The sequence below is a fragment of the Desulforhopalus glucosivorans genome (genome assembly GCF_054397165.1).
Map to the genome: position 1 here is coordinate 1,859,300 of NZ_AP044854.1, position 26,637 is coordinate 1,885,936.

The window sequence follows — 26,637 nt, forward strand, 5'->3', positions numbered from 1 at the left end:
TACTTAACCAGCTGATTTTCTAATGAATTCAATAAGTGTTCGTACAGCTATACCTGAAGGCCCCTTGGGAATATAGCTCTTACTGGTAAACTCCCATGCAGTTCCTGCTATATCAAGGTGAGCCCATGGGGTCTTGCCAACAAAGGTGTGGAGGTATTCAGCAGCTGTAATAGATCCGCCCGGCCTTCCACCTGTATTTTTAATATCTGCCACTTCAGACTTAATCTGTTTTGCAAAGTCTTTACCGAGAGGCAATTGCCATGCAGGCTCACCAGCAAACCGGGCAGCTTCGAGAAGACCTTTCGTAAGTGCCTTATTATTACTCATCAAACCTGTGTAATGATGACCAAGCGCTATAATAACTGCACCTGTAAGGGTTGCAAGATCTATAACACAATCAGGACTATAGGTTTCAATCCCGTAGGCTAGAGCATCAGCTAGTATAAGTCTGCCTTCCGCATCTGTATTTTCAATTTCAGAGGTGACCCCACCATAATGGGTAATCACATCTCCTGGTTTAACCGCTCCTCCCCCATTCATATTATCGGTAGATGGGACTAAACAAATTACCCTCACAGCAGGTTTTTCTTTGGCAACAGCCTCCATAGCCGATAATGCGGCCGCCCCACCACACATATCATATTTCATATCCATCATGCCTGCAGCAGGTTTCAAACTAATGCCACCTGAATCAAACGTTAGCCCTTTACCAACCAGCATAATGGTTTTTTTAGGTTTTTCTGGACAATAATCTAAGATAACAAGTTTAGGGTCTTCATGGGAGCCCTGATTCACAGCGAGGATTCCGCCCATACCAAGTTTTTCAAGTTCTGACTTTTCAACAATCTTGCATTTAAGACTATGCTCCAAGGCAAGTTTTTCTGCAAAAGCTGCAAAATGAGAAGGCGTCCAATAGTTGCCGGGCTCATTTGCCATATCCCTTGCAGCGCAGGCAGCACTAACACTATTTAAGCCAAGATTAATGGACTTTCGAACAGCGGTCTGATTGTCAGCTCCTACGATAGAAACTTTTTTAAGACCCTTGTATTCATCTTTTTCTTTCTTTTTATAGGAGCTAAAGGCATAACCACCCAATCCCACGCCTTCAATTATGTATCGGGCAAAGGCATCATCTTCTATACCAGCAAGCTCAGGTAAAAGTATGGCAATATCATTCAACTTATTCTTTTTAGCAACCTGAGCAATCTGTCCACCTGCGATTCTCAACTCCTCGTACAAATCAGCCCGCTTCACTTTTCCTGATTTTTTCCCGAGGCCCAAAAGCAGTAGTCGAGGTGTCTGCAGTACTTTCTTACCGGTTACAAATGGTGCGTACAACAAAATCTGCTCTTCTTTTTTTGCAGCAAAATCGGTTCCACCTAAATACTGCTGAACAGTACTGGAAAGCTCAGTATTGAGAACAAAATTATCTTTCTTACCAAGACTCACAAAGGCAACAACCATATCTCCTTTAAAACCATCGACGCTTCTGTTTGAGACAACAAATTTAGGTAATTTCATAACAAACCTTATATTAATGTTTTCTACATGTTAGTTCCATGTGGTGAATTATCTAACAAATAACTATAAATATCAATTGCCAAGACACATCGTTTAATGCTTGAATAGATTAATAATCGTATTTTATAAACTTAATCCTCTAATTGTAAGATAAAAGAATGTCCCTGCTGCACACTTTATTCATTTCCGTATCCCTTGCGATAACTGTTTCTGCGCTCTGCTCAGTATGTGAAGCTGTTCTCTATTCCATAAGCTCAAGTCAGGTTGAGATGCTAAAGAAGAACGGACACTCAGCAGCAGAACACCTGCAATCTCTTCGAGCAGACATAGATGAACCAATCACCGCCATCCTCACCTTAAACACCATAGCTAATACCATTGGTGCTTCGGTCGCAGGAGCTGCTGCTGCCAAATTATTTGGAGATGAAAATCTTATTCTTTTTTCTGCAATTTTCACACTGTCTATTCTCTTTTTCTCTGAGATATTGCCTAAAACCATAGGCGTGACTTTTGCTTACAAGCTTGCACCATTTATCACCTATCCTCTCAGGGGGATGATTTTTATCCTCAAACCAATTGTGTGGCTTTGCAGGTCCATTACCAGAATGTTGCCCCAAAAAGATGAAGAAACTATATCAGGTGAAGAATTACAGACAATAGCCAGTCTATCAAGGGAGTCTGGCGATCTTGAAGAGAACGAAGAGAAGGTAATTAATAACATAATCGACCTTAAATCCACTATTGTTCGCCAGGTAATGACTCCTCGAACTGTCACATTTTCAATGGACGAACAACACAAGGTCTCCGAAGCAATGGAACTATTAAAAGAACTGGGTAGTCACAGTAGAATCCCTGTTTATAAAGAGGAACCTAATAATGTCTCTGGGATAGTGATGCTAAAAGATGTTTTACGATTGGCAGCCGACGGAGACAAGGATACCACCCTTGCCGAATTTAAGATCCCCGCACACTTTGTTCCTGAAACAGCTCCATTGAACCGAATTCTTATCGATTTTTTTGACAGAAAAAGTCACCTCTTTGTCGTCGTTGACGAATATGGAACAATGACTGGAGTGATATCGCTTGAAGATGTAATTGAAGAAATTGTCGGGCAGGAGATCATTGATGAAACAGACAATACCCAGGATATGAGGGAACTCGCCCGATCACAAAACATTGAATCACGATCTCTTTCTGACTGATACAGTTCGATTAATTCTAATTTATATCCTTGTGCACAAAGACAACGTAGTAGTTTTTATTAAAAAACACCTTGAACTATTATTTTTTCGAAATGCTCTAAAATGTACGTTCCCCAACAGCTGACAATTGTATTGAAACTGTTCTGAGTCTTCCATTTCTCATTACTGAGAAATCTACAACTGAACCGAGGCCGTGCCGTTCCATTTCATCTTTAATATCTGAAAGTGTGAATACCTTTACACCTCCAATCTCAACAATAACGTCCCCTAAAATAATTTCATTGCGGTATTGACTTGTGCCCTTGAGTCCTGCCCGATCAGCCGGACTGTTTTTCTCAACACTATAAATAAGCAGGCCATCTATCCCTAACCTGCTTGCCACCCTTCTATCAACAAAACTCACCCCTATACCAGGTTCAATGATCCTGCCATGCTCAATAATTTGCGGTACAATTGAATTAACAGTATCCACCGGAACAGCGAAACCAATACCAGCGTACCCCCCCGAGGGACTATAAATAGCGGTGTTGACACCAATCAACCTACCCGCACTATCCAAGAGCGGGCCACCTGAATTACCCGGGTTAATTGCTGCATCTGTCTGAATAACTCCAAGTATATCACGCCCGGTAATTGATTTAATTTCGCGATTAATAGCTGAAATTATACCAGAAGTGATAGTTTGATCAAAACCAAAGGGATTACCAATGGCAAACACCTTTTGACCAACAAGGAGATCAGCTGATACCCCAATGGCGATTGGACGTAAATTTCCAGGCAGAGAAGTAAGTTGAAGTACAGCAAGATCTTTATCGGGGGCAACACCTACGAGCACAGCCTTCCATGTTGAATTATCAGCCATGGTGACCTGAATTCTACTGGCATCCTTAATAACATGGTAATTGGTAACAATTCGACCTTTGGTATCCCAGACAAACCCTGATCCAGTACCCTGAGGAATTTCAACAGCATTTAAAGAGAAGAAACTTCTCTTTAAAGCAATACTGGTGACATATACAACTGAAGGTGAGTTTTGCCGAAAAATATCTATAGTATTGAGTTCATCTGAGGCGAGTTCTCCCCTGGCGGTGACAGCACGAGGCGAGACATCAACCCGGGACCAAAATCTATCGATGGGATCAACAACAAACCATAGTATAATTGCAGCAATAACAAGAAGAGTTACCGGTGATGTTTTAATAGTCATTCAAAACCCATTACAATAATACACTGTACTACAGATTCAAAAAGAGCTTGGCCACTGTAAAATACATTAGTACCCCTAGAATATCGATTGAGGTTGTTACAAACGGTCCGGTTGCAATAGCTGCATCCACGTCAAAGCGCTTTAATATAAGTGGAATAATAGTACCTAAGGTCGCTGACATTGCCATACAAAAGAAAATGGAGATTCCAACAACCACGCCCATAAGAGCGGGGTCTCTAAAGCCAATAAATGCAATAATTCCAAGAAAAAGCCCATAAATAAGACCAAGTATCAAGCCAACTCGCATCTCTTTAAAAACAACCTTGGACGTTTCTTCGAGGTTAATTCTACCCGTTGCAATTCCACGAACGATAATTGTTGAAGATTGCGTAGCTATATTACCCCCCATACCGATCACTATGGGAATAAATGAGGCAAGTGCAATGACCTTTGATAACTCCTCCTCAAAGGCCCCGATAATGAGCATAGCCATAATGCCACCAATCCAGGAAGCAAAAAGCCATGGCGCACGAATAAATGCGCTTTCCTTTGTAGATTTTAGCAGAATCTCTCTATCCTTACCAGCACCAGCCATCTGCAAAAATTCTTCTGAGGCTTCTTCTCTAATAACGTCGATGATATCATCGACGGTAACAATGCCCACAAGGGTGTAATTGGAATCAACAACTGGAACCGCAAGAAAATTATATTTTGAAACCACATGGGCGACTTCGCCCTGATCAGTGTCTGTGGTGACAGAAATAACATTGGAATTCATTATTTCTTTGAGCTGCCGCTCTGCAGGATGCATCAACAGTTCACGCAATGAAACAACGCCAGAGAGTTTATGATCTCCATGGGTTAAATAGAGATAGAAGACCATCTCTTTTTCTTCACTTCTCTTTTGAATAGAACTAATGGCATCGCCCGCTGTAAGATCTTCGTCAAGGTACATGAAGTCAGGTGACATTAAACCACCGGCACTCTCCGGATCGTATTGAAGTAGTTCTTCCACCTCATCCCGATCTTTCTGCTCCATATGAGATCGAATCTCGTCTGCGATAGCATCTGGTAGGATTTCAAGTAGATCAACAGCATCATCAGAGGGCATATCAGAAACGATATCTGCCATATATTGAGGTGTTAAACCTTTAACCAGATCCTCTACAAGCATCCCGTCAAGTTCACTTAAAAAGGTACCAACGGACTCAAGCTTAACAATCGTTCCAAAGACAGCTTCCCGCTCTTCTCCTGTCAGATGCCGATACACCCATGCCATGTCAGCTGGATGAGTCTTATTGATAAGTTTTTTAAGATGCTCGGTTGCTCCACGACGATTGAGACGTCTGACCATATCGAGGATAACCATGCCCTCGTTACCAACAAGCTCTTTCTTGACTTTACCTTCCATATCAGCACCGGCGGAAAAAATAAAAATTCGGATTGTTAAAAAGAAGTTCTAGATAAGGATTACTCGACAAGACCATGATAACCGAGTCAGTTTAGTGAGCATACAAAATTATAATAAAGATCAACCCTTAACGACAGCTCACGCCCCTCACACAGAGTAATATATTATGAAGTTCGTTAAATAATACATTACGCGTGGTCCTGTACAATACACAGGTTTCTAAAAACGGGTCAACGAAGCTTTAAGAAAAAAAGTTTGTTTTCTGAACAACAAAACAAATGCACAGACCGGTGATCAAAGCGACTACTCCCATTTTTCTCAGTTGAGCAGGATCACTTTCACTCAATTTTTTGAGCCAATCCTGCATGGCTTCAGGGGCTGCAGCATATGGCAGACCTTCCAGTACAAGTATAAGTCCTATCAGAAGAATTAAGAGTTTCATAGCGAGCCTTGTAACAAAAGGTGGCATATTTTTCAAGATACAGTTTTTGTCTTCGGCATCTGAAGAAGCTCTTTCTTGCAATCATGTTCAATTGCATTGCTTTTTCAAGCACCTCTGAATATTATAGTAAGAATATATATAAACGTTTTATCCACTTCCATATTCCGGAAGTTCTCCAAAAAATCATAAAAATATGACAAAACCTACTCAGTCGAAATACAGTGAGGCCGGAGTCGATATCGACAAAGGCAATCAATTTGTTGAAGAAATTAAAGAAATTGTTTCATCAACTCATCAGCGGGGAGTACTTGGTGGGATTGGTGGTTTTTCTTCCCACATTGCCATCGATACAAACAAATACAAAAAACCTGTCATAGTAAACTCCACAGATGGTGTTGGCACCAAGCTTGCCGTAGCTCATCTCTGTAATAAGCATGACACTATCGGAATTGATCTCGTGGCCATGTGCGTCAATGATTTAATTGTTGGCGGCGCGACGCCACTTTGTTTTCTTGACTATTTCGCAGTGGGAAAACTCGATCTTGATATTGCCAAACAGGTGGTTAGCGGAATTGCAGAAGGTTGCAAACAGGCAAACTGTTCTTTAGTTGGTGGTGAAACCGCCGAGATGCCAGGACTTTATCAAAATGAAGACTACGATCTTGCAGGATTTGTGACTGGCATTGTTGATCGAGATTCGATAATTGATGGATCAGATATTCGTTCAGGTGATAAAATCATTGGTCTTTCCTCCAGCGGGATCCACTCAAATGGATATTCTCTCGTGCGGAAAATATGCTTTACTGACAATGATCTTGCTATTGACGAGTATTACAGTGAACTTGGCTGCACCTTAGGTGATGAACTACTACGCCCAACCAAGATTTACGTACAGCCTGTATTAAACGTAATTAAAAACTTTCAAATAAACGGAATGGTGCACAATACCGGCGGTGGATTTATTGATAATATCCCTCGTATTTTGCCAAAAGGTTGCAAGGCTGTACTTAATGCAGACAGTTGGAAACTTCCCCCCATCTTCAATTTTCTTATGCAGAAAGGTGATGTTCCCCTGGATGAGATGTACAGGACATTCAATATGGGAATTGGCTTACTTGTCATCGTGAGCGAGTCAAAAGCAGATGATATCTGCCACCGCTTTGAAGCCTTGGGTGAGACCGCATCAATCATAGGCGAAATCTCCCATCTTGCAGACGATGAGACAGAGCAGGTGGTTATTTCTTGATCACAACTCTTACATAAAGTATCAAATACAAAGGCCACACTGACTACAGTGTGGCCTTTGTTGTTCCTAGTCGTTACGTAAATACACTCTACGGTGTAACACCGCAATCACTTGTACCACCTTTAATCTTTTCAAGTGCATGAGCAAGCACAGGGAGAACCACCTCCAGATTTTCCCGTGAAGCCTTGAGGCTACCTGGCAGGTTTATAATAAGGCTCTCGTTACGAATACCAACACGCCCTCGTGAGAGCATTGCTCTTGAGGTCTTTGCAAGACTTGCACTACGCATAGCCTCTGCCATACCAGGAATTTCTTTTCCAATCACCTCATCCATAGCTTCAGGAGTAACATCGGTGGGCGACACACCAGTACCACCGGTGGTGATAATGAGATCAATTCCTTTGTTGTCAACAATATCTACAAGAGTCTCGACAATCACCTCCCGCCTATCAGGTATAACCTCATAGGCGGCAAGGGAGTACCCTTCAGCGATAAGGGTCTCTTTCAGGTAAGCGCCACTTGTATCTTCTCGCTCCCCCCTTGATCCCTTATCACTCATGGTAACAACAGCAAAACTATATATAGCATTAGCAGTACTCATCAATATACCTTCGTCTATGCCTCTTCAGCTTTTGAAGCTGCAACAACTTTTTCAGCAAACTGGGCAGGTACTTCCTCGTAGTGAGAAAAATGGATGGAAAAACTACCCAAACCGCCAGTCATTGAAGTTAAATCAGTTGCATAAAGAAGTATCTCAGATTGAGGGACCTGAGCGTTAATAATCTCAAGACCATCTTTTGAATCCATTCCCATTACCTTGCCACGACGGGAATTGAGATCGCCCATGACATCACCAACGCTATCCTTACCAACCTTAATTTCCATATTCATGTAAGGTTCGAGCAAAACAAGGCCGGCCTGCTCAGCACCCTTTTTAAATGCAAGGGAACCAGCAATCTTAAAAGCCATTTCAGAACTATCAACGTTATGAAAGGAGCCATCAATAAGGGTGATTTTAACATCAATTACAGGGTAACCGGCAAGAACACCCTTTTCCATGGCCTCCTGAATCCCCTTATCCACTGCAGGTCGATATTGTTGTGGAATGACACCACCAACAATTTTGTCTACAAATTCATACCCGTTACCGGTATTAGGAGATATTTCAATTGTACAATCGCCATATTGTCCCCGACCTCCACTCTGCTTCTTATGTTTTCCCTGGATAGTCGTTGATTTACGGATAGTCTCCATATAGGGAATCCGTGGCGTGCTGAGTTCCATCTCAACACCAAATTTGCGTTTTATACGTGAGCCGACAACATCGAGGTGAACCTTGCCAACACCTGACAGCAGGACTTGCTTAGTTTGTGGCTGACGAGTCAGATTTAATGTCAAATCTTCATCGAGCATTTTAGTAATTGAGGAAAACACCTTTTCTTCGTCACCTTTCTGGGCGCTGACAGCAAAAGATATAACCGGCTTTAATGGCTCAGGGGATTCAATGAGTACAGGAGCCGCTGGATCACAAAGGGTATCACCAGTCCCGGTTTCTTTTAGTTTTGCAACAGCTACAATCATACCAGGACCAGCACTCTCAACCGCCTTCTGCTCCTTGCCCTCCATAACATAGAGCTGACCAAATCTTTCACTGATTTTCTTAGTTGAATTATAAAATGAATCACCCTGAAGAACACCACTAAAGACACGAAACATCGTGAGGCGCCCTGCATACGGGTCAGCCATGGTTTTAAAAACCAGAGCTGAAAATGGTTCATCCACGCTTGGCTTAATTTCAACTAATTCCTCACCATCGGGCCCAGTGGCCGTAATTGGCTGTCGATCTTCAGGTGACGGCATAAGTTCGTTAACAATATCTAAAATCGGTGCTGTACCCATATTTAGAGTTGCTGCACAGACACAGATTGGCGCAATCAAACCATTCTTAACGGCACCCCGTAAGCCAACCACAAGATCTTCTGTGGCCAGTTCACCCTCTTCGAGAAACTTTTCAATCAGATCATCGTCACTATCAGCTACATGTTCCATAAGTGCTTCACGAAGACTCGCAACTTCATCTACCAGCTCAGCTGGAATATCCGTTTCTTTCACCAGACCAGTGTTACCATCAAACAGGTACGCTTTTTCCGTTGCCAGATCCACATAACCCTTAAAGTTTTCCTCAGCGCCGATTGGAAGCTGAATCACAACAGGTTTAATTGGTAGAGACTCTTTTATCTGATCGACAGTTCTCTGAAAATCAGCTCGTTCACGGTCCATCTTATTAATGGCTATAACCGTTGGCAAACTCTGCTCTTTAATGATATTTGCAAATTTAATGGTCTGTCCTTTAACACCAAGGACGGCACCAATAACAAAAATTGCCCCATCAGCTACATGGGCTGTAAACATTGTATCATTAAGAAAATTATCATCTCCTGGGGTATCCATGAGATAGACATCATGTTTTTTCCATGAATAATTATGAAAACTGGTACTGATGGAAATGTTACGGCTAATTTCTTCATCCTCGTAATCCATCGCCGAGGAGCCTTCATCGACCTTGCCTAGCCTGTTAATCTTTCCAGCTGTGAATAGCATTGCCTCAGCAAGTGAAGTTTTACCGCAATTACCATGACCAATTATTGCAACATTCCGTACTATATTTGTTTCCTGCATTCTTCTCTCCTCAAAATCTTAGAATTTTCAATGCTTTATCCAAATCACAATACTACCTTCACCTACTTTTGTATTTTACCTGTTATACTAACAATACTAACCATATATTCAGTTTCAATTTGCAAAGTCAAGAAAGAATGATCGCTTCGTATTGATTACATTAAATATATCTTAAATACATAGAATGTTTGGATAGCATTAAAGGATTTTGTGGCAAATTTTCAATAATAGGAGTATCTTTGTCGAGCTTAATATTCTCTTACATTTCCCAGCGGACTCCTCAGTTGACAAACGATACAAGTAATAAAAAAACTATAGCTAAATCTGCAGCGGCTGTTGGCATAGCTGTTATGTGTAGTCGTGTTCTCGGTTTGATTAGAGAACAGATATTTGCGGGCCTATTTGGTGCGGGAATGACCTACGACTCCTTCGTTGTTGCCTTTAGAATACCTAACTTACTGCGAGACCTTTTTGGCGAGGGTGCACTCTCAGCTGCATTTGTCACTGTTTTTACAGCATACGACACAAAGAAGACTGAAGCAGAGACATTTCGCCTGGCATCCAACGTTCTGACGTTTATTCTTATCCTGCTCAGCGCACTCACTCTAACCGCTGTTTTTTCAGCGGAGTCATTAGTTCATCTGCTTGCACCTGATTTTGCACTTACCGCAGGAAAAGCTGAACTTACAGAGAAACTCACCCGTATAATGCTACCGTTTCTCATTTTCATCTCGTTATCAGCTGTTGTTATGGGAATGCTTAATACCAAAGGGAAATTTTTTATCCCTGCAATGGCGTCGAGTTTTTTCAACTTAGGTTCCATCATCGGTGGCGTAAGTCTAAGTTTTATTTTGCCGAAATTTGGACAACCAGCCATAGTTGGTATGGCTATAGGAACACTTATAGGCGGGCTCATGCAGCTCGGCATCCAGATACCTGCGCTTCTCAGTACTGGTTTTCGCTATAAACCAGTTCTGGACCTCAAGGACCCTGGCCTCAGACGTGTTTTAAAGCTAATGATTCCTGCAACCATTGGCCTTTCTGCGACACAGATCAATCTCTTTGTTAATACGAACTTTGCTTCAAGCTGCGGTGATGGTGCTGTATCATGGCTCTACTACGCATTTCGTCTGGTCCAGCTACCCATTGGAATTTTTGGTGTGGCACTCTCCATTGCAATGTTACCAGTTCTTGCCAAGCAAGCTGCTCAAAAAGATATCCAGAGCATGAAGAAGACCATGATCTCTTCACTTACCATGGTTTTTGCGCTCACTCTTCCAGCCACAGCCTGGCTGATACTCCTTTCCGAACCAATCATACGACTCATTTTCGAGCATGGAGCCTTCACTGCGCTTGACACCATAGCAACAGCTAACACACTCAACTTCTTTGCAATAGGCCTCTTTGCATATTCAGCAAACAAGGTGCTGGTCCCTGCCTTCTACGCACTGGATAAAACCAAATACCCGGTTATAGCTAGCTTTATAGCAGTGGTTTTCAACATTATTATCGTCTACTACACCATAGAAAGCTTCCAACATCTAGCCATTGCATTTTCAACATCATGTACGATGCTTATCAATTTTGTATTTCTGATGACTGTACTCTATAAGAGTATGGGAGGGTATTCCCTGACTGCGCTACTACGAGATCTAGGCAAAATAGGAATAGCGTGTGCTGGATTAATTGGGATTGTATTTACTCTACGCCCTTTAGTAGAAACATTCTTAGTGGGCAATCTATTGCAGCAGGGGGGAGGATTACTCGTTGTATTCGCCCTGAGTGGAATAGGTTATGTTACCCTACTCCACTTACTTAAACTTGATGTGATAAGTGTAGTCTTTGAAAAAATCACAGCTAAGTTGAGAAAGCAACCTACAGTTTAATATCTGTAACACTCCCTCGAATGTCTATGCTTATCTGAATCTGCGCTTTATCCGAAGTTTCACTTATCTGTTGATATAAAAGAATATGGTGATAGTACGTACCTGTGCAGATTTTCCCTTTACCCGTTAATCAGTGGTTGCATTCTGCTTTTTCATCTCTTCAAGATCTTTACGCAGAGCAATAATTTCATCCCGTAACTGCTGAACATCGTCAGCTTTTACCAGTGGAACCTTATCCATTGCCGACGCAACAATTTTTTCAGTTTGCTCCTTTATGGCTACCTTGGACTCTTCAGCCTTAACAAGCATTTCCTGAACAAACTTTTCACCTTCCTGTTCAGTTAATTTACCTTTAACAATCAGCTCTTTGCTCAGCTCTTCAACCTTTTCTCTTGTTAAAGCCGCTACACCCATCCCTGTAAAAGCTACTTTTTTTATAGTGTCAAACATGTTCACTCCCCACTGTGTAGTGTTAGCTCAGATTGAGCAGTTTTAATGAAAAATTGCTCACATCTCTCTTTTGCCTCGGCCATTGACTCCGAGCGTAATATACAACTTGTCAGATGATGGCCAAATTTAAAAGACGCGGCATAATACCTTGAAAATAGTTTAAGTCGTCCAAGTCTTTTATCTATAGTAAAGCTGGATTCAAGCAAGTCAAAATATCTAAAAAAAATGTCTTTTTTATTAAACTCGTCGTAAGAATTTTCAATACCAAAAAGGGAAGCTGCAATCTCACTGCATAGCCATGGCCTTTCAACAGCCGCTCTTCCGACCATAATACCGTCAGCCTCTGACTGATCTAAACATTTACGGGCATCGTCTACAGAAAAAATTCCACCATTTGCAAAGACTGGTATAGAAACACTATTCTTTGCAGCAGCAATACTCTTCCACCTCGGTTTCCGACAAAATTTCTCCCCGATCAACCGGCCGTGCACAGTAATAAGATCGACCCCTTCTGCCTCATAAAACTTACATGTTTCAGCAAGCTGTGTGTCATCTATCTTGAGGCCTAAACGAACCTTAACACTAACAGGCAGGTCGGTGTTTTTGCGTATTAGTCTCAAGACCTCTTGAAGCTTCCCCCGGTTAAGGGCAAGCGACGCACCAGCACCCTGTCTTTTTTGTATAGGAGCGGGACAACCAAGATTGAGATCAACACCATCAGCACCGAGTTTGTGTAACTTCTCTATGGCCGGCTGGATGTGATTACTATCTCCAGTCACAAGCTGATACACTAAGGGCTTTTCACCTTCGGTTCTCACAAGCATTGGTGATATCTTAGGGTTATCACTTGGAAGCCGTTTAGCTGCGAGCATCTCAGTATAGAGTAAACCAACTCCCCCAAGACCTTGAACAAGACTCCTGAGTCCACTGTGAGATAATCCTACCATGGGGGCAACTGCTACAGGCGGCCATATTTCAAGACCCCGGACTTTTACTGCACCTTCATTACCAGACAATAGCATTCACTCGATTATACACCAGCATTTTCAATAATTTTCTGCAACGACTGAGCATCAATTTTCTTGGACAATTTTACATGTACCGAGAAATTAAACATGTCAGGATCATGAATTCTTACACCGACAATCACCCCACTACAAGGCTTGAGTTCCTTACCTTCCACAGCGATTGTTGTGACAATCTGCCGTCCAAGCAACAGCTTTGCATTTTCCTTATTAGCTATCCTGATAGTAAAGGCCAACCCCGCCCTTGATATGTCGATTAATTCCCCGTTAAAGTTACGTTTACCCTTCTTACCATAGGGATCAAGCAACATGTTTTTGGTGATCAGGCTAACAGAATGCCGCGGGAATTCACGCCTGTCATCCCCTGACATCTGCAGTAACTCAGATATTTTTTTATACTTGTTACAATAACGTAGTAATTTATCTTCAATGCCCGGTTCAACCTTAACGAGCTCCGCCCACTTTGCCTGGTCCAGAACATGAAGCTGTACAGCTGAAATGGCCGTTAGACTTACCGTCCAGACCGAGGCAAAAAGGAACTGATCGATCCCTAAAATATCGCTGGGTTGCATACGTTTTAAAAAAACTTCATTGCCCCCGGCTACGCAACTCATACTAATGTATCCTGAATTTACAAAGTAGAGACTGCTATCGGTCTCCCCACTCTTCACTATAATATCGCCTTTATTATAATTTTCCTGACATAAGGCATAATAGAGTGTACTAAACTCCTCTGAGGTCATCTCTTCATATAAATCATTCCAGATTTCAATATGATGACTTGTGATGGAATTGCTTTTATGCTCTTCAATGAGCTCTCCTAACTGAATAACCTCAGACAGGGCGAGAGGGTTTACTTCAAGCAGTCGATCCCTCAACATTTCAGCAACGGTATAATCTTTTTGATTTAAATAGTTAACGGCCTGTTCGTAGATGAGATCGCCCGCCTCTTTCTGCTCACCCTTTTTAACATGACGCTGAACCTGCTGCTCAACATCATTCATCACAGCGTAAGCTAACTTCTTTCTCATAGGGTCTGCATCAAAGGATATCATATCATCGACAACACCCTGCTCCCTTGAGCTGTGTCGAATTTGCGGTTCAATGATATTTAAGGCTCCATCAATGAGCAAAACAATATGGCTCCCCCCAGTCGATTTGCTATAATCGTTTCTCATCTCTTGAAGGAGATGAACACTCTCAGGATATGGGAAATACTTAAGGGTGGTGATAATGGCACTAAGCAGCTCTGTTCCTGCAGAGGCTGAAAAACTACCCCTCATTTCAGCAAGGTCTCTTATGGCATTAAAGGCATCCTCATTTTTTTCACCTTGTTCCACCAGTAAGCGTAAAACGTGTATTTTAAGTCGTTCTCCTACAAGTGACAGTGCATTTATAAGGTGATTATTTTTTTCTTCACCCTCAAATTTAGCAATAAAACGAACAACCTCAAGCTGGACCCTTTCATCTGGATAGTTGCAATACTGCTCGATATTTTCATAGAGGTCGAGGTCACCTATTTCAGAGAGTATTACAATAACATTACGAATAACTGACCATGATTGTTCAGACTTCAAACACTTCAGCAGGACGGGTATGGAGTCATCTCCAAACAGCTTAAGCAGGTCAACAATAGCCAATCTTTCAACACGACTGTGGCTCTCAATAATACGGTTAAGTAAATATGCAACGGCTCTTGAACGTAGCAGAATTAGTATTCTTTTATAGTACTGACGTAATTCATTCTCTGCCAGATAACCGTCGGTCAACGTCTCCAGTATCGACTTCTTTTTCAGACTATCAATACAATTGCCGGCCATTGAGCGTATTGCAGCACTTTTCTCAATCTGCCCCAGGTGGATTTGAGACAGTAAAAACAGCATTTTTTCAGCATTTTTAACGAGTCCCTTCCATATAAGCCATTCGAGTAATTCTTCAACTCGCTTACAAAGGACAACTGATCCGGGAAGTACTTCCGTTTCAAAAATCACCCAGCTATACAAGAGATCCATGACACTGGTCATGGCTACCTTATCATTTTTGTCATGAACAAATTGTGAATATTGAGACAAAACAGCAAGAGCCCGCTCCCTGATTGCTATATCGTCATTGACGATTGTGGATCTGAGACAATCCAAGGCAACCGTCTGTTCATTGTCATTTTCATCTCTATTGGTTTTCAGAAAGTCTAAAAAATCGACCAGAAATTCTTCATTCTTAAGTGCATGAATGCGACCATTTTTCAACTCAAGAAAATTATGCTGAAACCGCAACTTGCGCCTTTCTCTTTCAGCACTTTCGATCGATTTTTTTACACTTTCAATAACTTCATCTTTATCATTTCTAGTCATTAATTTTGTAGCCTAATTCTAAACGTTATCGCGATAAAAACTCTGAACCATTTTTTCGTGATTCTCTCTCACACCAAGACATACGTAGTTCATAGTAACTATTAATAATTTTTCGGCCATATATATGATACACATATATACATTGAGCTCAAAGAAAAGCGACCTGTCTTACAGATAAATGCAGCAAGCAATAGATATATATCATTATAACATGGATTTTGCTTGAGAAAAAATCCTATGTTTACCACCTGGGCATTTTCAACAACGACACCTGTGAGTGAGTCTATGCACAGAGCAGATGATCAAGATGTATTGAATTGTAATTACAACACAATACGCGATTCATATCTCACTGAAGCCATAAAACAGATAGCTTTTGCGTTCTTTATTTTTTTCCTCTTGGTGATAACAAGGTTTGCAGTGAAACATATAAAAATTGAATTTTAGATAAAATTACTCTACATTGGCCCTTCTGTATTGACATTAAACTCATCTTACCAATAATCTTTGAGTCATAAGTAAAGTTACGATCTGACATTTTACAGACATAAATATAATAGCCCATACGAAAATATGCAAAATCCAAGAATAGTAATAACAGGAGTCGGACTTACAGCTCCAAATGCGAATAATTTAAAAGATTTCAGAGAGAAACTTGTTAACGGCGTAAGTGGAGTCTCCGAAATTGATCTCAGGTATTTTGGCAAGGCCCCTGCTGGAGTTTGCGATTTTCCCGAAACCTTATATCGGAAAAAAAAGGAAAACAAAAAGGGTACCCGAGCAGGCTGTATTGCTGTTTATTGCGCAAATGAAGCCATCAGGGATGGAGGGCTTGATCTTTCCATTTATGAACCTTCTCGCATTGGTGTCTATGTTGGCCTCACTGAGCATGGAACAGTTGAGACTGAAAATGAAGTCTACAATATTAGCCAGTATGACTATAACGTTGACTACTGGACCCATCACCACAATCCCCGCACGGTTCTCAACAACCCCGCAGGTGAAGTTACAATCAATCTTAATATTCAAGGTCCTCACTACACAATCGGCGCTGCGTGCGCGGCTGGCAATGCTTCTCTTATACAGGCTGTACAAATGCTCCGGTTGGGAGAAATAGACATGGCCTTTGCCGGAGGTATTTCTGAATCTGTAGGCTCCTTCGGGATCTTTGCAAGTTTCAAAGCACAGAATGCACTTGGTCATGCAGATGACCCAAAGCTTGCGACTCGCCCCTTTGACCAGAATCGCAATGGAATTGTTATTTCTGAGGGTGGTTGTATGTATACTATTGAACTGCTCGACCGTGCCCTCGAAAGAGGAGCCCATATATATGGTGAAATAACAGGCTACGCCATGAACTCTGACGCCAGAGATTATGTTCTGCCGTACGGCCCCCGTCAAGCGGAGTGCATGAACCTTGCTTTGAAGCGTGCTGGAATGAATCCTGAAGATATTGACCTGATTAACACCCATGCTACCGGAACTAAACAGGGTGATGTTGAAGAGATCAAAGCAATCAGGGAGGTATTTGGTGACTGCCCAAACACCTATGTTAACAACACAAAAAGTATAATCGGTCACGCAATGGGAGCAGCCGGGGTCCTTGAACTTGCAGGCAATCTTCCCTCATTTACTGACAATACCATTCACCCTACAATTAACATTGATGAGCTCGATCCAGACTGTGCTTTAGACAATCTGGTCATCAACGAGGCTGTTACAGATAAGAAGATCAATTCTATTCTTAACAACTCATTTGGTATGGTAGGTATTAATTCAACGGTCATTATAAAAAAATACACTAGCTGATAATTTTTGCTTTTAAAGTATAAAATTTTATAAACAAGATCGTTCAGGTATGTTATAGGAAGTGTTTTGCCTACCTAAAAGAATCAATCCTCTCTCTGATTATGAGTGAGAGTTTATTGTAAAGATGAAAAGCATCAAGCGTGAAATTTGGAGAATTACATGACAAACGAAGAAATTAAAGATCTGGTACTTGAAATTATTGAAGACATTGATGACGAAGCGGATTTCGACAGTCTTGACCCAGATCAACCACTGCGGGATCAGTTAGACCTCGACTCCATGGATTTCCTTGATATCGTCATGGAACTAAGAAAGCGTCATCAGCTTCAAATCCCTGAAGAGGACTATCCAAATCTTGCCACTCTCAACAGCTGCGTCACCTATCTTGAGCCTCTTTTAAAAGACGTCTAATGCTGTGAAAGTTCCTGTTCTGGTAATCGGCGGCGGCCTCTCCGGCATTGCCGCCGCAATTCGTATTGCCCGCTTTTCCTCTCAGGTTCAAATCCTCGAGCAGCACAGCCGTTTAGGCGGCCTCAATTCCTACTACTACCGCAACAAAAGCCTGCTTGAAACCGGACTCCATGCGATTACAAATTACGCGGAACCCAGAGACAAGAAAGCACCGCTCAATCGTCTATTACGACAACTTAAACTTCGACGTAAAGATATAACACTTCGCCAGCAGCTGGAAAGTAGGGTCGAGTTTGACCATGAATTTTTGCGTTTTTCCAACGAATTTGAATTGTTAAATAGTCAAATTCGCACGAAGTTTCCAAAATCCCACGATAGTTTTACCCTGTTACTGAAGTTTATAGACGAGTTTGATCCATTTCAACCGGCACCGTTTCGGTCTGCAAAAACATATTTGATAGAGTTACTTGGCGATAGTCTTTTAGTTGATATGCTGCTCTGCCCACTCATGTTTTATGGTTCAAGTTATGAAAATGACATGGACCTGAGTCAATTTGCAATCATGTTCCGGGCAATTTATATTGAAGGAATGTTCCGGCCAGAAGGAACAATCAAAGACTTTCTTGAACTGTTAACTGATCATTACGCATCTCTTGGCGGTACAATACGAACCAATACCAGAGTACAAAAGATCATCCAGACCGGTGGCAGGGTCTCGGGTGTCGAGCTTGAATCTGGAGAACATATAGAATGCGACCATCTTCTCTCAACTATTGGCCATGATGAGACTATGGCTCTCTTAGAAGAGGGAAATTTTCCAGACAGCTCTGGTCCCACAAGACTTGGATTTATTGAAACTATTTACGAAGTAGATAAATCCAGCACAGCTAATCTACCGCAAGACACAACCATTATGTTTTACAACAAGGGCAATAGTTTTAATTACGCTTCGCCCTCTTCCTATGTAGATCATTCAAGCGGCGTCATCTGCTTTCCAGCTAACTTCTCAGGTATTCGTGCTAAAGAAAACAGAGAAGTTCGTTTTACCCATCTAGCAAACTATGGTCTCTGGAAAGAGCTTTCTGGAGACAGAGAAAGTTACCTTGCACAAAAACGATCTTCTGCTACGATATCAAAGGACTATTTCGAATCCATCTTTGGTTCCTTCAGTCAGGATATTATTTTGGAAGACACATTCACTCCTGTTACCATTGAACGGTATACCTCTAAACGTCTGGGTGCGATATACGGCAACCCTGTTAAGGTAAAGGATGGCAATATTGGGTATCAAAATTTATTTCTCGCAGGGACTGACCAGGGATTTCTTGGCATTGTAGGCTCCATGCTCAGTGGAGTTTCAATTGCCAATCAGCACATACTTCCCAAATTATAATTAATGATTACAAATATGCTGAGCTTTCCACTTCGGCATTAATTACAAAAAGATACTATCACAATGTTCATCTGATACGAGTGATAGATAACATGTTAACTTCTGATTTCGATATTTATTTATGCCTGTATCACTCAACGAAATAAGCGACTCGTACGATGTTATTATTATTGGTTCAGGGCTAGGTGGCCTTACCACAGCAAACCGTCTGGCCTACTGTGGACATTCCGTTCTCTTGCTTGAACACCACCATAGACTCGGGGGCCTTGCAACCTGGTTTAAACGGCGAGGCCATATCTTTGATATTTCTTTACACGGTTTCCCGTACGGCATGGTTAAAACCTGTAAAAAATATTGGAATAAAGAGATAATGCAGTCCATTGTCCAACTTCCCAATATCGTTTTTAATAACCCGCAATTCTCTCTTAAGACCACCTTCAACAAACAAGACTTCACGAAACTTCTAAATACAGAATTCGGTGTTGAGCTTGAAACCATCAACAAGTTTTTTGAGACTGTTGGCTCAATGAATTTCTATGATGACCAATCAATGACCACAAGAGAACTCTTTGAGCAGTTTTTCCCAGGACGAAGTGATGTCCATCGTCTGCTCATGGAACCGATCACCTACGCCAATGGTTCTACCATGGACGACCCTGCAATTACCTATGGGATTGTGTTTTCTAATTTTATGAGTAAGGGCGTGTACACCTTCTCAGGTGGTACTGATAAGCTCATCGGTATGATGGAGACAGAGCTTGAAAAAAACGGCGTTACTATCTGCACAAAGGCAAAGGTCGACAAGATCATTATTGAAGACGGCAAGGTTTGCGGTGTAAAGGTTGGCAATAAAACAATCCTTTCTAAAGCCGTTGTCTCCAACAGTGGTATTACAAATACTATTTTTAATCTTACGGATAAAAACCACTATAGTGACTCTTATCTTGAACGGGCAAAGAGTGTCAGAGTTAATAACTCAAGCTGCCAGGTTTACCTGGGGATTAAAAAAGGTGAAACCATTGAAGATGTTGGAGATCTTCTGTTTACCTCAACTGCTGAAAAATTTGACTCTGATGAGCTTCTAGACTTCCATACCCAGTCAAAAACATTTTCAATATATTATCCTAAAACAAGACCGGGCCTTGACCGTTACACCATAGTCGCTTCAATGAACAGCCGGTATAGTGACTGGGAAAAATTGAGTCCCGAAGAATACAAACAGGAAAAACTTAATCTTATAGATCGATCAATACAAGACCTCGAACGATATCTTCCAGGTGTAACAGAAAAAATCGATTGGTCAGAAGCCGCCACACCCAAGACATTTAATACTTACACTCTCCACACCCAGGGCACATCATTTGGTACTAAGTTTGAAGGTCTTGATATCTCAAGAACCATCCACAAAGAAGTGGGCGGACTTTTTCATGTCGGTTCGGTTGGCATCATTATGTCAGGTTGGCTTGGCGCAATTAACTATGGTGTCATTGTTTCAAATGATGTCGACAGCTACATCAGGTCTTAAAGGAGTACACTGTGGAAGACTTTACAGATCAAGTAATACTTGTAACCGGAGCAACCAGGGGTATCGGAAAAGGCATCACTCAGTGTTTTCTAAAGGCTGGAGGTACTGTCATAGGAATTTATGCAGGCAATAATCAAGCAGCCGACACCTTTGCCACTGAAAATGCGCAATATTCTTCAAGACTCACCCTGCTTAAATGTGATATTTCTAACGAATCGGATGTAAGCGAGCTATTTTCCAAGATTGAAAATGATTATGCTCGCCTCGACGTTCTTATTAATAATGCAGGTATTCGCCAGGACGCAGTCCTTGCATTAATGGATTCAAAAAAATGGCAGCAGGTCATTGATGTCAATTTGACTGGTACTTTTTTCATGTCCAAGCAAGCCGTTTTACTTATGATGCAAAATAAATACGGAAGGATTATTAACATCACTTCTCCTGTCGCAAGGTTGGGCTTTGCCGGCCAGGCTAACTATGCCGCTTCTAAAGCAGGGCAAATTGCCATGACCAAAACACTCGCAAAAGAAGTCGCCAGAAAAAAAATAACTGTAAACTGTGTCTCCCCTGGTTTTATAGCAACTGACTTCATAGAAGACCTGCCAAAAGAACAATTGGCAGAATACAAAAAGTTGGTACCAGTTCGTAAATTCGGGACGGTAGATGATGTCGCCAATGGTGTTATGTTTCTTGCCGGAAAATCTTCGAGTTACATTACCGGAACTACCCTGGAAATTGCAGGAGGATTATAGAGGATGACTGAGATAAATGACATAACCCGCCTCATCCCTCACAGACCACCCTTTCTCTGGGTCGACAAAATCATTTCATCTGATTCGTCTACCATTACCACCGAAAAACATTTCCCAGCGGACCATGAGGTATTTACCGGACACTATCCAGGTAACCCAATTACACCAGGGGTTCTCCTTTGCGAGGCCATATTTCAAAGTGGAGCTCTACTCATGGCTCAAAATGGCTCTGAAAAATCCTCAGATCTGGTCCCGGTTTTAACCCGTATACATAATGCCAAATTTAAGCGCAGTGTGCTCCCTGGTGACACTGCCTCTATATCAGTTACAATCAAAGAGGTTATCTCAAATGTCAGCATTTTAAAAGGTAACCTTAAGGTTAACGGTAAGAGTGCCGTTCAGGTAGAATTTGCCTGTGCTATGGCTCCAGCCACTCACTCCTGAGTTATTTATAACCTCAAAATCACCATATTTTAGAGTCAACGTTTTCTTCTTAGCCTACGATTAATGATGACTAACATTAGGCTTTACTCAACGATTAAATAGCTCTTAACCGTGCAAATTTTGCACTTTATCACCGGACAGTCAACATTATTTTCCACTACCAATTGACCTGTTGAATTTTTAGGAAAAATAGGTAAGATATCTTCGCAGATAATGTTTTCGGATTAGCTTTTCCGACCATTCTTATTGCAGCAGATATCACTGAGTAATCTGAAACTATTCGTTTTTAATGAGCATTTTTCAGCTGACAATTTACTACAGCCTGGAAATTTCATATCCGATCTGGAAAATTAATAGTTAATATATTCAAATTGCTTTTAGAGTTTATAAAGCATAACTAACAGGTAAATATACGTGCAGTTAACAATCACTGATATGGTTTTGAACGCAGGCCCGGTAGGTCAGCTTGTAATGCTTACACTACTGATTTTCTCCGTTGTTTCATGGGCTATTGTCATAATGAAGTCCCGACTGCTCAAAAAAGTACGCCTTGACTCTGAAGATTTTCTTGAAACGTTCTGGCATTCTGCAAACCTCAATGAAGCTCATACTGCTGCTGAAGAATTTGAGTACTCCCCTCAAGCATCTGTCTTTATCGCAGGCTTTACCGAGCTGCAGAAAATCAATAAAATCAGATCAAGAAAAGATACTGAACTACAACCAGAAACCCTCGACATGCAGTTAGCCACCATGGACAACCTGAAAAGAGCGGTTCGAAAAGCTGAATCCCAGGAACTAAGTCACCTTGGCAGCAGCCTTCCTTTTCTTGCCACCACCGGTAGCGCCACACCATTTATTGGACTGTTTGGTACAGTGTGGGGCATTATGGCCTCTTTTCATGATATCGGTCAAAGGGGTTCTGCGTCTCTCGCCGTTGTTGCACCAGGTATATCTGAGGCACTCATTGCAACTGCAGCTGGTCTTGCAGTAGCTATTCCTGCTGTAATCTTCTACAATTATTTTGCCAATAAGATTGACGATATTGACGGTGAAATTTCAAATTTTTCAACAGATTTTTTAAATCTCGTTGAAAGAGATCTCATAAGCCGGGTATAAAACAATGGGACCCATGCGAGGAAACGGCAGGAAGCGCCTTGTCTCAGACATTAACGTCACACCTCTAGTCGACGTTATGCTCGTACTGCTTATCATATTTATGGTTACAGCTCCTATGATGACCCAGGGATTGAATGTTGATCTACCAGAGACAACTTCAAAATCTCTTAGGCAAGAAGAGAAGCCAATAGTCGTAACAGTGGACAAAGAAGGTGCAATCAGTATTAATAGCATTCCACTTGCACGTGAGCTTATGATTCAAGAGCTAGAAAAAAAATATTTGGCTAATAAAAGTCAGCCTATTTTTTTACGAGCTGACAAAAATGTACCATATGGTCATGTTGTCACTGTAATGTCTGATATCAAAACTGTTGGTTTTGATAAAATCGGTATGATTACAAAACCACCGGAACAAAATTAGATTGTGAATCCAGATTATCGAGTAAATCATATGGGCCCTACTGACTGGAAGCTACCACTCAATTTGGCTGTTGGATTTCATGTCCTTGTACTGCTAAGCAGTATATACTTACCAGGCTTTTTTAAAGCTAAACCTAAGTTTGCAGACATTTACACTGTAAGTATTATTAATGTTGCTGAGCCGCAAGTAGCTGCAGCACCTGCGCCACCAACGCCCAAGGTTGCTCCAGCAAAACCTGAGGTTAAAAGAATTGCGCCCCCTGTAAAGGCCAAAAAAGTCGCCCCAATAGCCGAGCCTGACCCCACTGCAGCCAGTGCACCTGTAAAAAAAGTTTCCTTAAAACCTTTGAAAAAAAAGGTGGTTAAAAAGAAGGTTATTGATACACCAAAAAGACCAACGCCTCAGCAAAATGATCTTGCGAAAAAAAGACGACAGGAACTCGCTGATGCTATTCGCGAAGAAGAGTTACTCGCCGAACGTGCACGTCTTGCAAGTGAAGCTGTTGAAATGGAAAAACAGTTGCTGCAGACAAGCAGACCGTCTCCTGCAATTCCTACTACTAGTAGTTCGACAAAAGGGAGTCAAGGCAGTGCAAAGGTAAGTAGTTCAAGCTCTAGTAAAATATCTCGTATGTATTATGCTGCCATTACAAACAAGCTATTACAATATTGGGCTCTACCCGAGTCCATGCAAAAGCAATCAAACCTATTGTCTACTGCGGTAATTACTATTAATAAAAATGGCCAAATTGCAGATATCTTTTTCGAACAACGTTCAGGAGATAGGGTTTTTGATCAATTTGTTACCCAGACAATTAGAGCGGCTAACCCCATGCCTGCCATTCCTGCCGCAATGAAAAAACAGAGAGTAGAAATCGGTTTGAATTTCAAACCTGGTGGAATTCAATAATACATTAACTTCAGATATGCCTAAACTACCCATGAATAAAACCTTTCTCGTTGTTCTTCTCAGTCTTTTGTATTTCTTTGTTGCCCTCCCGGTAAGTGGGGCAGAACGCGTTTATTTAGATATTTCTACTACTGAGACAAGGAAAATTAAAATTGCCGTTCCATGGTTTCAAAACACAAATATGCCCAAGCAAAAGCAGAAACTTGGACGCGATGTCGCTGACACCCTGGCTAAAGCTCTAAAGTTTCATGGTATCATTTCCATTATACCCACCTCCAATTATGGTGGTACTCAGGATGCGAACTGGGCAAGCCTTGGGGCTGACTATGCAATACTTGGTAACTACTCCCCTACTGCAAGCGCAATCAAATTTGAAATGCGACTCTACGATGTGGCTGGAAAAGAAGTCATTATGGGAAAAACTTTTTCCGGGTCTTTACAGCAAAAGGATAAAATTCTATTTAAATTCTGTGACAGCGTTATCGAATCCCTCACCGGAATGCCCGGTATTGCAGCGACCCGCATCGCCTTTGTAAATCGGGTCAACAATGTTAAGGAAGTATACCTCACTGATATTCTTGGTAGACAGGTCAGGCAGGTCACACGCCATAAACACTTAACTGTTTCCCCTCGATTTGTGCCAAAAAGCAACGCTTTAACGTACTCTTCCTACCATACCGGTAATCAGAACTTATACATTACTGACCTAAGTCAGAGCAAAACAACACGAGCACTCAGTAGAAGAAAGGGCTTGAATTTGGCTCCCGCCTGGTCACCTGATGGCAGATTCATGGTACTTACCCTGTCTAAGAATGGTACCCCTGACTTATACCTGACTGATAACAAGGGAAAAATAATCGATCAACTGACCAGTCGTGCGGGAATCAATGTATCTCCGACCTGGTCACCTGATGGCAACCACATTGTATTTACCTCTGATCGTAGTGGAAAACCACAACTGTATATTATGGACTACCGAACTCGGAAAGTTAGCCGTTTAACCTATGAGGGTTCGGAAAATGCTGAAGCGTCCTGGTCTCCAACTGAAAATCTCATTGTCTACTCTAGTCTTAGAGACGGGGTATATCAGCTTTTCACTATGGATCCATTACAGAAAAGCAGCCCTCAACAGGTTACAGAAGACCTCAGCCATCACGAATCACCTTCATGGTCACCTGATGGTCAACAAATTATCTTTGCAAAACGTGATGGCAAAAGAAACCAGATATACTGTATAATGAAAAATGGTTCCTATCAACGTAGGATCTTTACCCTTTCTGGATCCCAAACCTATCCGCAATGGTCCAGATAACATTAAGCTTAATTTTATATAAATAATATTATGAAAAAGTCATTCTTAAAACTTGCCCTGCTGCTTTCAACGGTCCCTTTTCTGGCCAGTTGCGCTTCGCAAACAGACGTAGAAGACTTGCGCTACCAGCTTCGAATTGTGAACAAGAAGATCGAGGATATGAAGTCAGATACCGTTGATCGTCTTCAGAAGCGGCAGGCAGCTGCCTCAGGACAAATGGATGTTCTGGAACAGGACATGATGCAGCTCAAAAGCCAATTGGAAGAGTCCTATTACTTAAACCAACGCCTGAGGGAGCAAAATAAAGAACTCGGAGAGTCTATTTCCAGCATTGCTGAAAACGAAGCTGCCCAGCGTGAAGAAGCTGTTCGTAAAATGCAGGAACAACAACGAGAAAAGGAAGAAAAACTTACCTTACTCCTGAATCAAAAGATTAAAGAACAGGAAGCTAATGTAAAGGCAATCCAGCAGGCACGTATAAAGGAAGCTGAACGCAGGGCAAAGGAAGCATCCATTGCAGCAGAACTTGCTAAGAGCCGGTCTAAGTCGGTCATTCAAACCGTTCCAACAAGCGGGAGCGTTAAGCATATACGACTAACAAAGAAAAAGAAGAAGCACAGTGTCGTTGCACCTCCAATTACACCCAGCTCTTCTTCACAGCAAGCGAGCACCCCAGAAACAACTGTTGCACAATCTACACCAGCACCTGCAGCTGCAAAGCCAACGAAAACCATGACTCAGGCAGCTCCATCCGGGAATCAATTTTCTGAAGGCCAAAAGCTATACGACCGTGAAAAATATAGCCAGGCACTTACTGTCTTTGAACAAATTGCATCTACCTCCAGTTCATCTCAAAAAGTTGATGCGCGCTATATGATGGGTGAGTGTCTCTTTGCGCAGAAGGAATATGATAAGGCCATTATGCAGTACCAGAAAATAATCGCCCAGCATTCAAGTTCAAATAAAGCTCCAGCTGCAATGCTTAAGCAGGCAATGGCCTTTGAGAAACTTGCTGACAAAGACACAGCCAAGGTTATTTATAAAAAAGTACTGAAAAAACATGGTAGCAGTAGTGAGGCACAAACCGCGCAAAAACGTCTTGATAACCTTTAGGCAGCGGCTACT

General features: G+C 41.7%; 23 protein-coding genes. 14 read left to right on the top strand and 9 right to left on the bottom strand.

Annotated features, from left to right (window positions below):
• Positions 1 to 3 precede the first annotated feature (3 nt).
• The gene (locus ACX6CI_RS07930; protein WP_458777626.1) at positions 4 to 1,521 is read right to left on the bottom strand and encodes a leucyl aminopeptidase; all 1,518 of its coding nucleotides are present in this window, start codon (positions 1,519 to 1,521) and stop codon (positions 4 to 6) included.
• A 158-nt stretch (positions 1,522 to 1,679) separates the two neighbouring features.
• On the opposite strand from ACX6CI_RS07930, the gene ACX6CI_RS07935 reads away from it, so the two are divergent.
• A complete protein-coding gene (locus ACX6CI_RS07935) occupies positions 1,680 to 2,723 on the top strand; it encodes a hemolysin family protein (protein ID WP_458777627.1) in 1,044 nt (347 codons plus the stop codon).
• 97 nt (positions 2,724 to 2,820) lie between these two features.
• On the opposite strand, the gene ACX6CI_RS07940 is transcribed toward ACX6CI_RS07935, so the two are convergent.
• From ACX6CI_RS07940 to ACX6CI_RS07950, 3 genes are all read right to left on the bottom strand, one after another.
• Positions 2,821 to 3,930, bottom strand: a complete 1,110-nt coding sequence (locus tag ACX6CI_RS07940; RefSeq protein ID WP_458777628.1) for a S1C family serine protease — start codon at positions 3,928 to 3,930, stop codon at positions 2,821 to 2,823.
• 28 nt (positions 3,931 to 3,958) lie between these two features.
• Positions 3,959 to 5,341 carry a magnesium transporter gene (gene mgtE / locus ACX6CI_RS07945; protein ID WP_458777629.1) on the bottom strand — a complete coding sequence of 461 codons (1,383 nt, stop codon included), beginning with the start codon at positions 5,339 to 5,341 and terminating at the stop codon, positions 3,959 to 3,961.
• Positions 5,342 to 5,582: 241 nt separating this feature from the next.
• Positions 5,583 to 5,783: a DUF2065 domain-containing protein gene (locus ACX6CI_RS07950; protein ID WP_458777630.1), complete on the bottom strand. Its 201-nt coding sequence runs from the start codon at positions 5,781 to 5,783 to the stop codon at positions 5,583 to 5,585.
• Between the two features lie 193 nt (positions 5,784 to 5,976).
• Between ACX6CI_RS07950 and purM the strand changes: the two genes are divergently transcribed.
• The gene (purM, locus tag ACX6CI_RS07955; RefSeq protein ID WP_458777631.1) at positions 5,977 to 7,029 is read left to right on the top strand and encodes a phosphoribosylformylglycinamidine cyclo-ligase; all 1,053 of its coding nucleotides are present in this window, start codon (positions 5,977 to 5,979) and stop codon (positions 7,027 to 7,029) included.
• A gap of 88 nt (positions 7,030 to 7,117) precedes the next feature.
• Here the strand turns inward: purM and ACX6CI_RS07960 are convergent, their stop codons facing one another.
• On the bottom strand, positions 7,118 to 7,630 hold the full coding sequence (locus ACX6CI_RS07960) for a MogA/MoaB family molybdenum cofactor biosynthesis protein (protein WP_458777632.1): 513 nt from the start codon (positions 7,628 to 7,630) through the stop codon (positions 7,118 to 7,120).
• 14 nt (positions 7,631 to 7,644) lie between these two features.
• Entirely contained in the window at positions 7,645 to 9,708 is a 2,064-nt protein-coding gene (gene fusA / locus ACX6CI_RS07965; RefSeq protein WP_458777633.1) for an elongation factor G, read from the bottom strand.
• A gap of 239 nt (positions 9,709 to 9,947) precedes the next feature.
• Here fusA and murJ point away from each other — a divergent pair, with 239 nt between their 5' ends.
• Positions 9,948 to 11,594 (top strand): murein biosynthesis integral membrane protein MurJ, encoded by a 1,647-nt coding sequence (gene murJ, locus ACX6CI_RS07970; RefSeq protein ID WP_458777634.1) that lies wholly within the window; start codon positions 9,948 to 9,950, stop codon positions 11,592 to 11,594.
• A 126-nt stretch (positions 11,595 to 11,720) separates the two neighbouring features.
• Here the strand turns inward: murJ and ACX6CI_RS07975 are convergent, their stop codons facing one another.
• The 3 genes from ACX6CI_RS07975 to ACX6CI_RS07985 are packed head-to-tail and all read right to left on the bottom strand — an operon-like array spanning position 11,721 to position 15,420.
• On the bottom strand, positions 11,721 to 12,044 hold the full coding sequence (locus ACX6CI_RS07975; RefSeq protein WP_458777635.1) for a phasin family protein: 324 nt from the start codon (positions 12,042 to 12,044) through the stop codon (positions 11,721 to 11,723).
• Positions 12,045 to 12,046: 2 nt separating this feature from the next.
• A complete protein-coding gene (locus tag ACX6CI_RS07980; protein WP_458777636.1) occupies positions 12,047 to 13,060 on the bottom strand; it encodes a tRNA dihydrouridine synthase in 1,014 nt (337 codons plus the stop codon).
• Positions 13,061 to 13,074: 14 nt separating this feature from the next.
• The gene (locus ACX6CI_RS07985) at positions 13,075 to 15,420 is read right to left on the bottom strand and encodes a cyclic nucleotide-binding domain-containing protein (protein WP_458777637.1); all 2,346 of its coding nucleotides are present in this window, start codon (positions 15,418 to 15,420) and stop codon (positions 13,075 to 13,077) included.
• A gap of 573 nt (positions 15,421 to 15,993) precedes the next feature.
• Here ACX6CI_RS07985 and ACX6CI_RS07990 point away from each other — a divergent pair.
• The 11 genes from ACX6CI_RS07990 to ACX6CI_RS08040 all read left to right on the top strand — a co-directional run bounded on the left by ACX6CI_RS07990 (position 15,994) and on the right by ACX6CI_RS08040 (position 26,625).
• Positions 15,994 to 17,229 carry a beta-ketoacyl-[acyl-carrier-protein] synthase family protein gene (locus ACX6CI_RS07990; RefSeq protein WP_458777638.1) on the top strand — a complete coding sequence of 412 codons (1,236 nt, stop codon included), beginning with the start codon at positions 15,994 to 15,996 and terminating at the stop codon, positions 17,227 to 17,229.
• 159 nt (positions 17,230 to 17,388) lie between these two features.
• Positions 17,389 to 17,640 (top strand): acyl carrier protein, encoded by a 252-nt coding sequence (locus tag ACX6CI_RS07995; protein WP_458777639.1) that lies wholly within the window; start codon positions 17,389 to 17,391, stop codon positions 17,638 to 17,640.
• A gap of 4 nt (positions 17,641 to 17,644) precedes the next feature.
• The gene (locus ACX6CI_RS08000; protein ID WP_458777640.1) at positions 17,645 to 19,033 is read left to right on the top strand and encodes a phytoene desaturase family protein; all 1,389 of its coding nucleotides are present in this window, start codon (positions 17,645 to 17,647) and stop codon (positions 19,031 to 19,033) included.
• 121 nt (positions 19,034 to 19,154) lie between these two features.
• On the top strand, positions 19,155 to 20,558 hold the full coding sequence (locus tag ACX6CI_RS08005; RefSeq protein ID WP_458777641.1) for a phytoene desaturase family protein: 1,404 nt from the start codon (positions 19,155 to 19,157) through the stop codon (positions 20,556 to 20,558).
• A gap of 11 nt (positions 20,559 to 20,569) precedes the next feature.
• On the top strand, positions 20,570 to 21,310 hold the full coding sequence (gene fabG, locus ACX6CI_RS08010; protein ID WP_458777642.1) for a 3-oxoacyl-ACP reductase FabG: 741 nt from the start codon (positions 20,570 to 20,572) through the stop codon (positions 21,308 to 21,310).
• Positions 21,311 to 21,313: 3 nt separating this feature from the next.
• Positions 21,314 to 21,754, top strand: coding sequence for a 3-hydroxyacyl-ACP dehydratase FabZ (gene fabZ / locus ACX6CI_RS08015; RefSeq protein WP_458777643.1), 441 nt, complete (start codon positions 21,314 to 21,316; stop codon positions 21,752 to 21,754).
• Between the two features lie 414 nt (positions 21,755 to 22,168).
• Positions 22,169 to 22,870, top strand: coding sequence for a protein TolQ (gene tolQ / locus ACX6CI_RS08020; RefSeq protein ID WP_458777644.1), 702 nt, complete (start codon positions 22,169 to 22,171; stop codon positions 22,868 to 22,870).
• A 4-nt stretch (positions 22,871 to 22,874) separates the two neighbouring features.
• Complete coding sequence (tolR, locus tag ACX6CI_RS08025) at positions 22,875 to 23,291, top strand: protein TolR (protein WP_458777645.1); 417 nt, start codon at positions 22,875 to 22,877, stop codon at positions 23,289 to 23,291.
• A 30-nt stretch (positions 23,292 to 23,321) separates the two neighbouring features.
• Positions 23,322 to 24,200 carry an energy transducer TonB gene (locus ACX6CI_RS08030; protein ID WP_458777646.1) on the top strand — a complete coding sequence of 293 codons (879 nt, stop codon included), beginning with the start codon at positions 23,322 to 23,324 and terminating at the stop codon, positions 24,198 to 24,200.
• Positions 24,201 to 24,216: 16 nt separating this feature from the next.
• Entirely contained in the window at positions 24,217 to 25,512 is a 1,296-nt protein-coding gene (tolB, locus tag ACX6CI_RS08035) for a Tol-Pal system beta propeller repeat protein TolB (RefSeq protein WP_458777647.1), read from the top strand.
• A 30-nt stretch (positions 25,513 to 25,542) separates the two neighbouring features.
• Complete coding sequence (locus ACX6CI_RS08040; RefSeq protein WP_458777648.1) at positions 25,543 to 26,625, top strand: tetratricopeptide repeat protein; 1,083 nt, start codon at positions 25,543 to 25,545, stop codon at positions 26,623 to 26,625.
• The last annotated feature ends 12 nt before the right edge of the window (positions 26,626 to 26,637 follow it).

Excerpts from the sequence above, each read along its gene's own strand:
- ACX6CI_RS07930 (WP_458777626.1), bottom strand. The coding sequence starts at position 1,521 with ATGAAATTACCTAAATTTGTTGTCTCAAACAGAAGCGTCGATGGTTTT.
- ACX6CI_RS07935 (WP_458777627.1), top strand. The coding sequence starts at position 1,680 with ATGTCCCTGCTGCACACTTTATTCATTTCCGTATCCCTTGCGATAACT.
- ACX6CI_RS07940 (WP_458777628.1), bottom strand. The coding sequence starts at position 3,930 with ATGACTATTAAAACATCACCGGTAACTCTTCTTGTTATTGCTGCAATT.
- mgtE (WP_458777629.1), bottom strand. The coding sequence starts at position 5,341 with ATGGAAGGTAAAGTCAAGAAAGAGCTTGTTGGTAACGAGGGCATGGTT.
- ACX6CI_RS07950 (WP_458777630.1), bottom strand. The coding sequence starts at position 5,783 with ATGAAACTCTTAATTCTTCTGATAGGACTTATACTTGTACTGGAAGGT.
- purM (WP_458777631.1), top strand. The coding sequence starts at position 5,977 with ATGACAAAACCTACTCAGTCGAAATACAGTGAGGCCGGAGTCGATATC.
- ACX6CI_RS07960 (WP_458777632.1), bottom strand. The coding sequence starts at position 7,630 with ATGAGTACTGCTAATGCTATATATAGTTTTGCTGTTGTTACCATGAGT.
- fusA (WP_458777633.1), bottom strand. The coding sequence starts at position 9,708 with ATGCAGGAAACAAATATAGTACGGAATGTTGCAATAATTGGTCATGGT.
- ACX6CI_RS07975 (WP_458777635.1), bottom strand. The coding sequence starts at position 12,044 with ATGTTTGACACTATAAAAAAAGTAGCTTTTACAGGGATGGGTGTAGCG.
- ACX6CI_RS07985 (WP_458777637.1), bottom strand. The coding sequence starts at position 15,420 with ATGACTAGAAATGATAAAGATGAAGTTATTGAAAGTGTAAAAAAATCG.
- ACX6CI_RS07990 (WP_458777638.1), top strand. The coding sequence starts at position 15,994 with ATGCAAAATCCAAGAATAGTAATAACAGGAGTCGGACTTACAGCTCCA.
- ACX6CI_RS07995 (WP_458777639.1), top strand. The coding sequence starts at position 17,389 with ATGACAAACGAAGAAATTAAAGATCTGGTACTTGAAATTATTGAAGAC.
- ACX6CI_RS08005 (WP_458777641.1), top strand. The coding sequence starts at position 19,155 with ATGCCTGTATCACTCAACGAAATAAGCGACTCGTACGATGTTATTATT.
- fabZ (WP_458777643.1), top strand. The coding sequence starts at position 21,314 with ATGACTGAGATAAATGACATAACCCGCCTCATCCCTCACAGACCACCC.
- tolR (WP_458777645.1), top strand. The coding sequence starts at position 22,875 with ATGGGACCCATGCGAGGAAACGGCAGGAAGCGCCTTGTCTCAGACATT.
- ACX6CI_RS08030 (WP_458777646.1), top strand. The coding sequence starts at position 23,322 with ATGGGCCCTACTGACTGGAAGCTACCACTCAATTTGGCTGTTGGATTT.
- tolB (WP_458777647.1), top strand. The coding sequence starts at position 24,217 with ATGCCTAAACTACCCATGAATAAAACCTTTCTCGTTGTTCTTCTCAGT.
- ACX6CI_RS08040 (WP_458777648.1), top strand. The coding sequence starts at position 25,543 with ATGAAAAAGTCATTCTTAAAACTTGCCCTGCTGCTTTCAACGGTCCCT.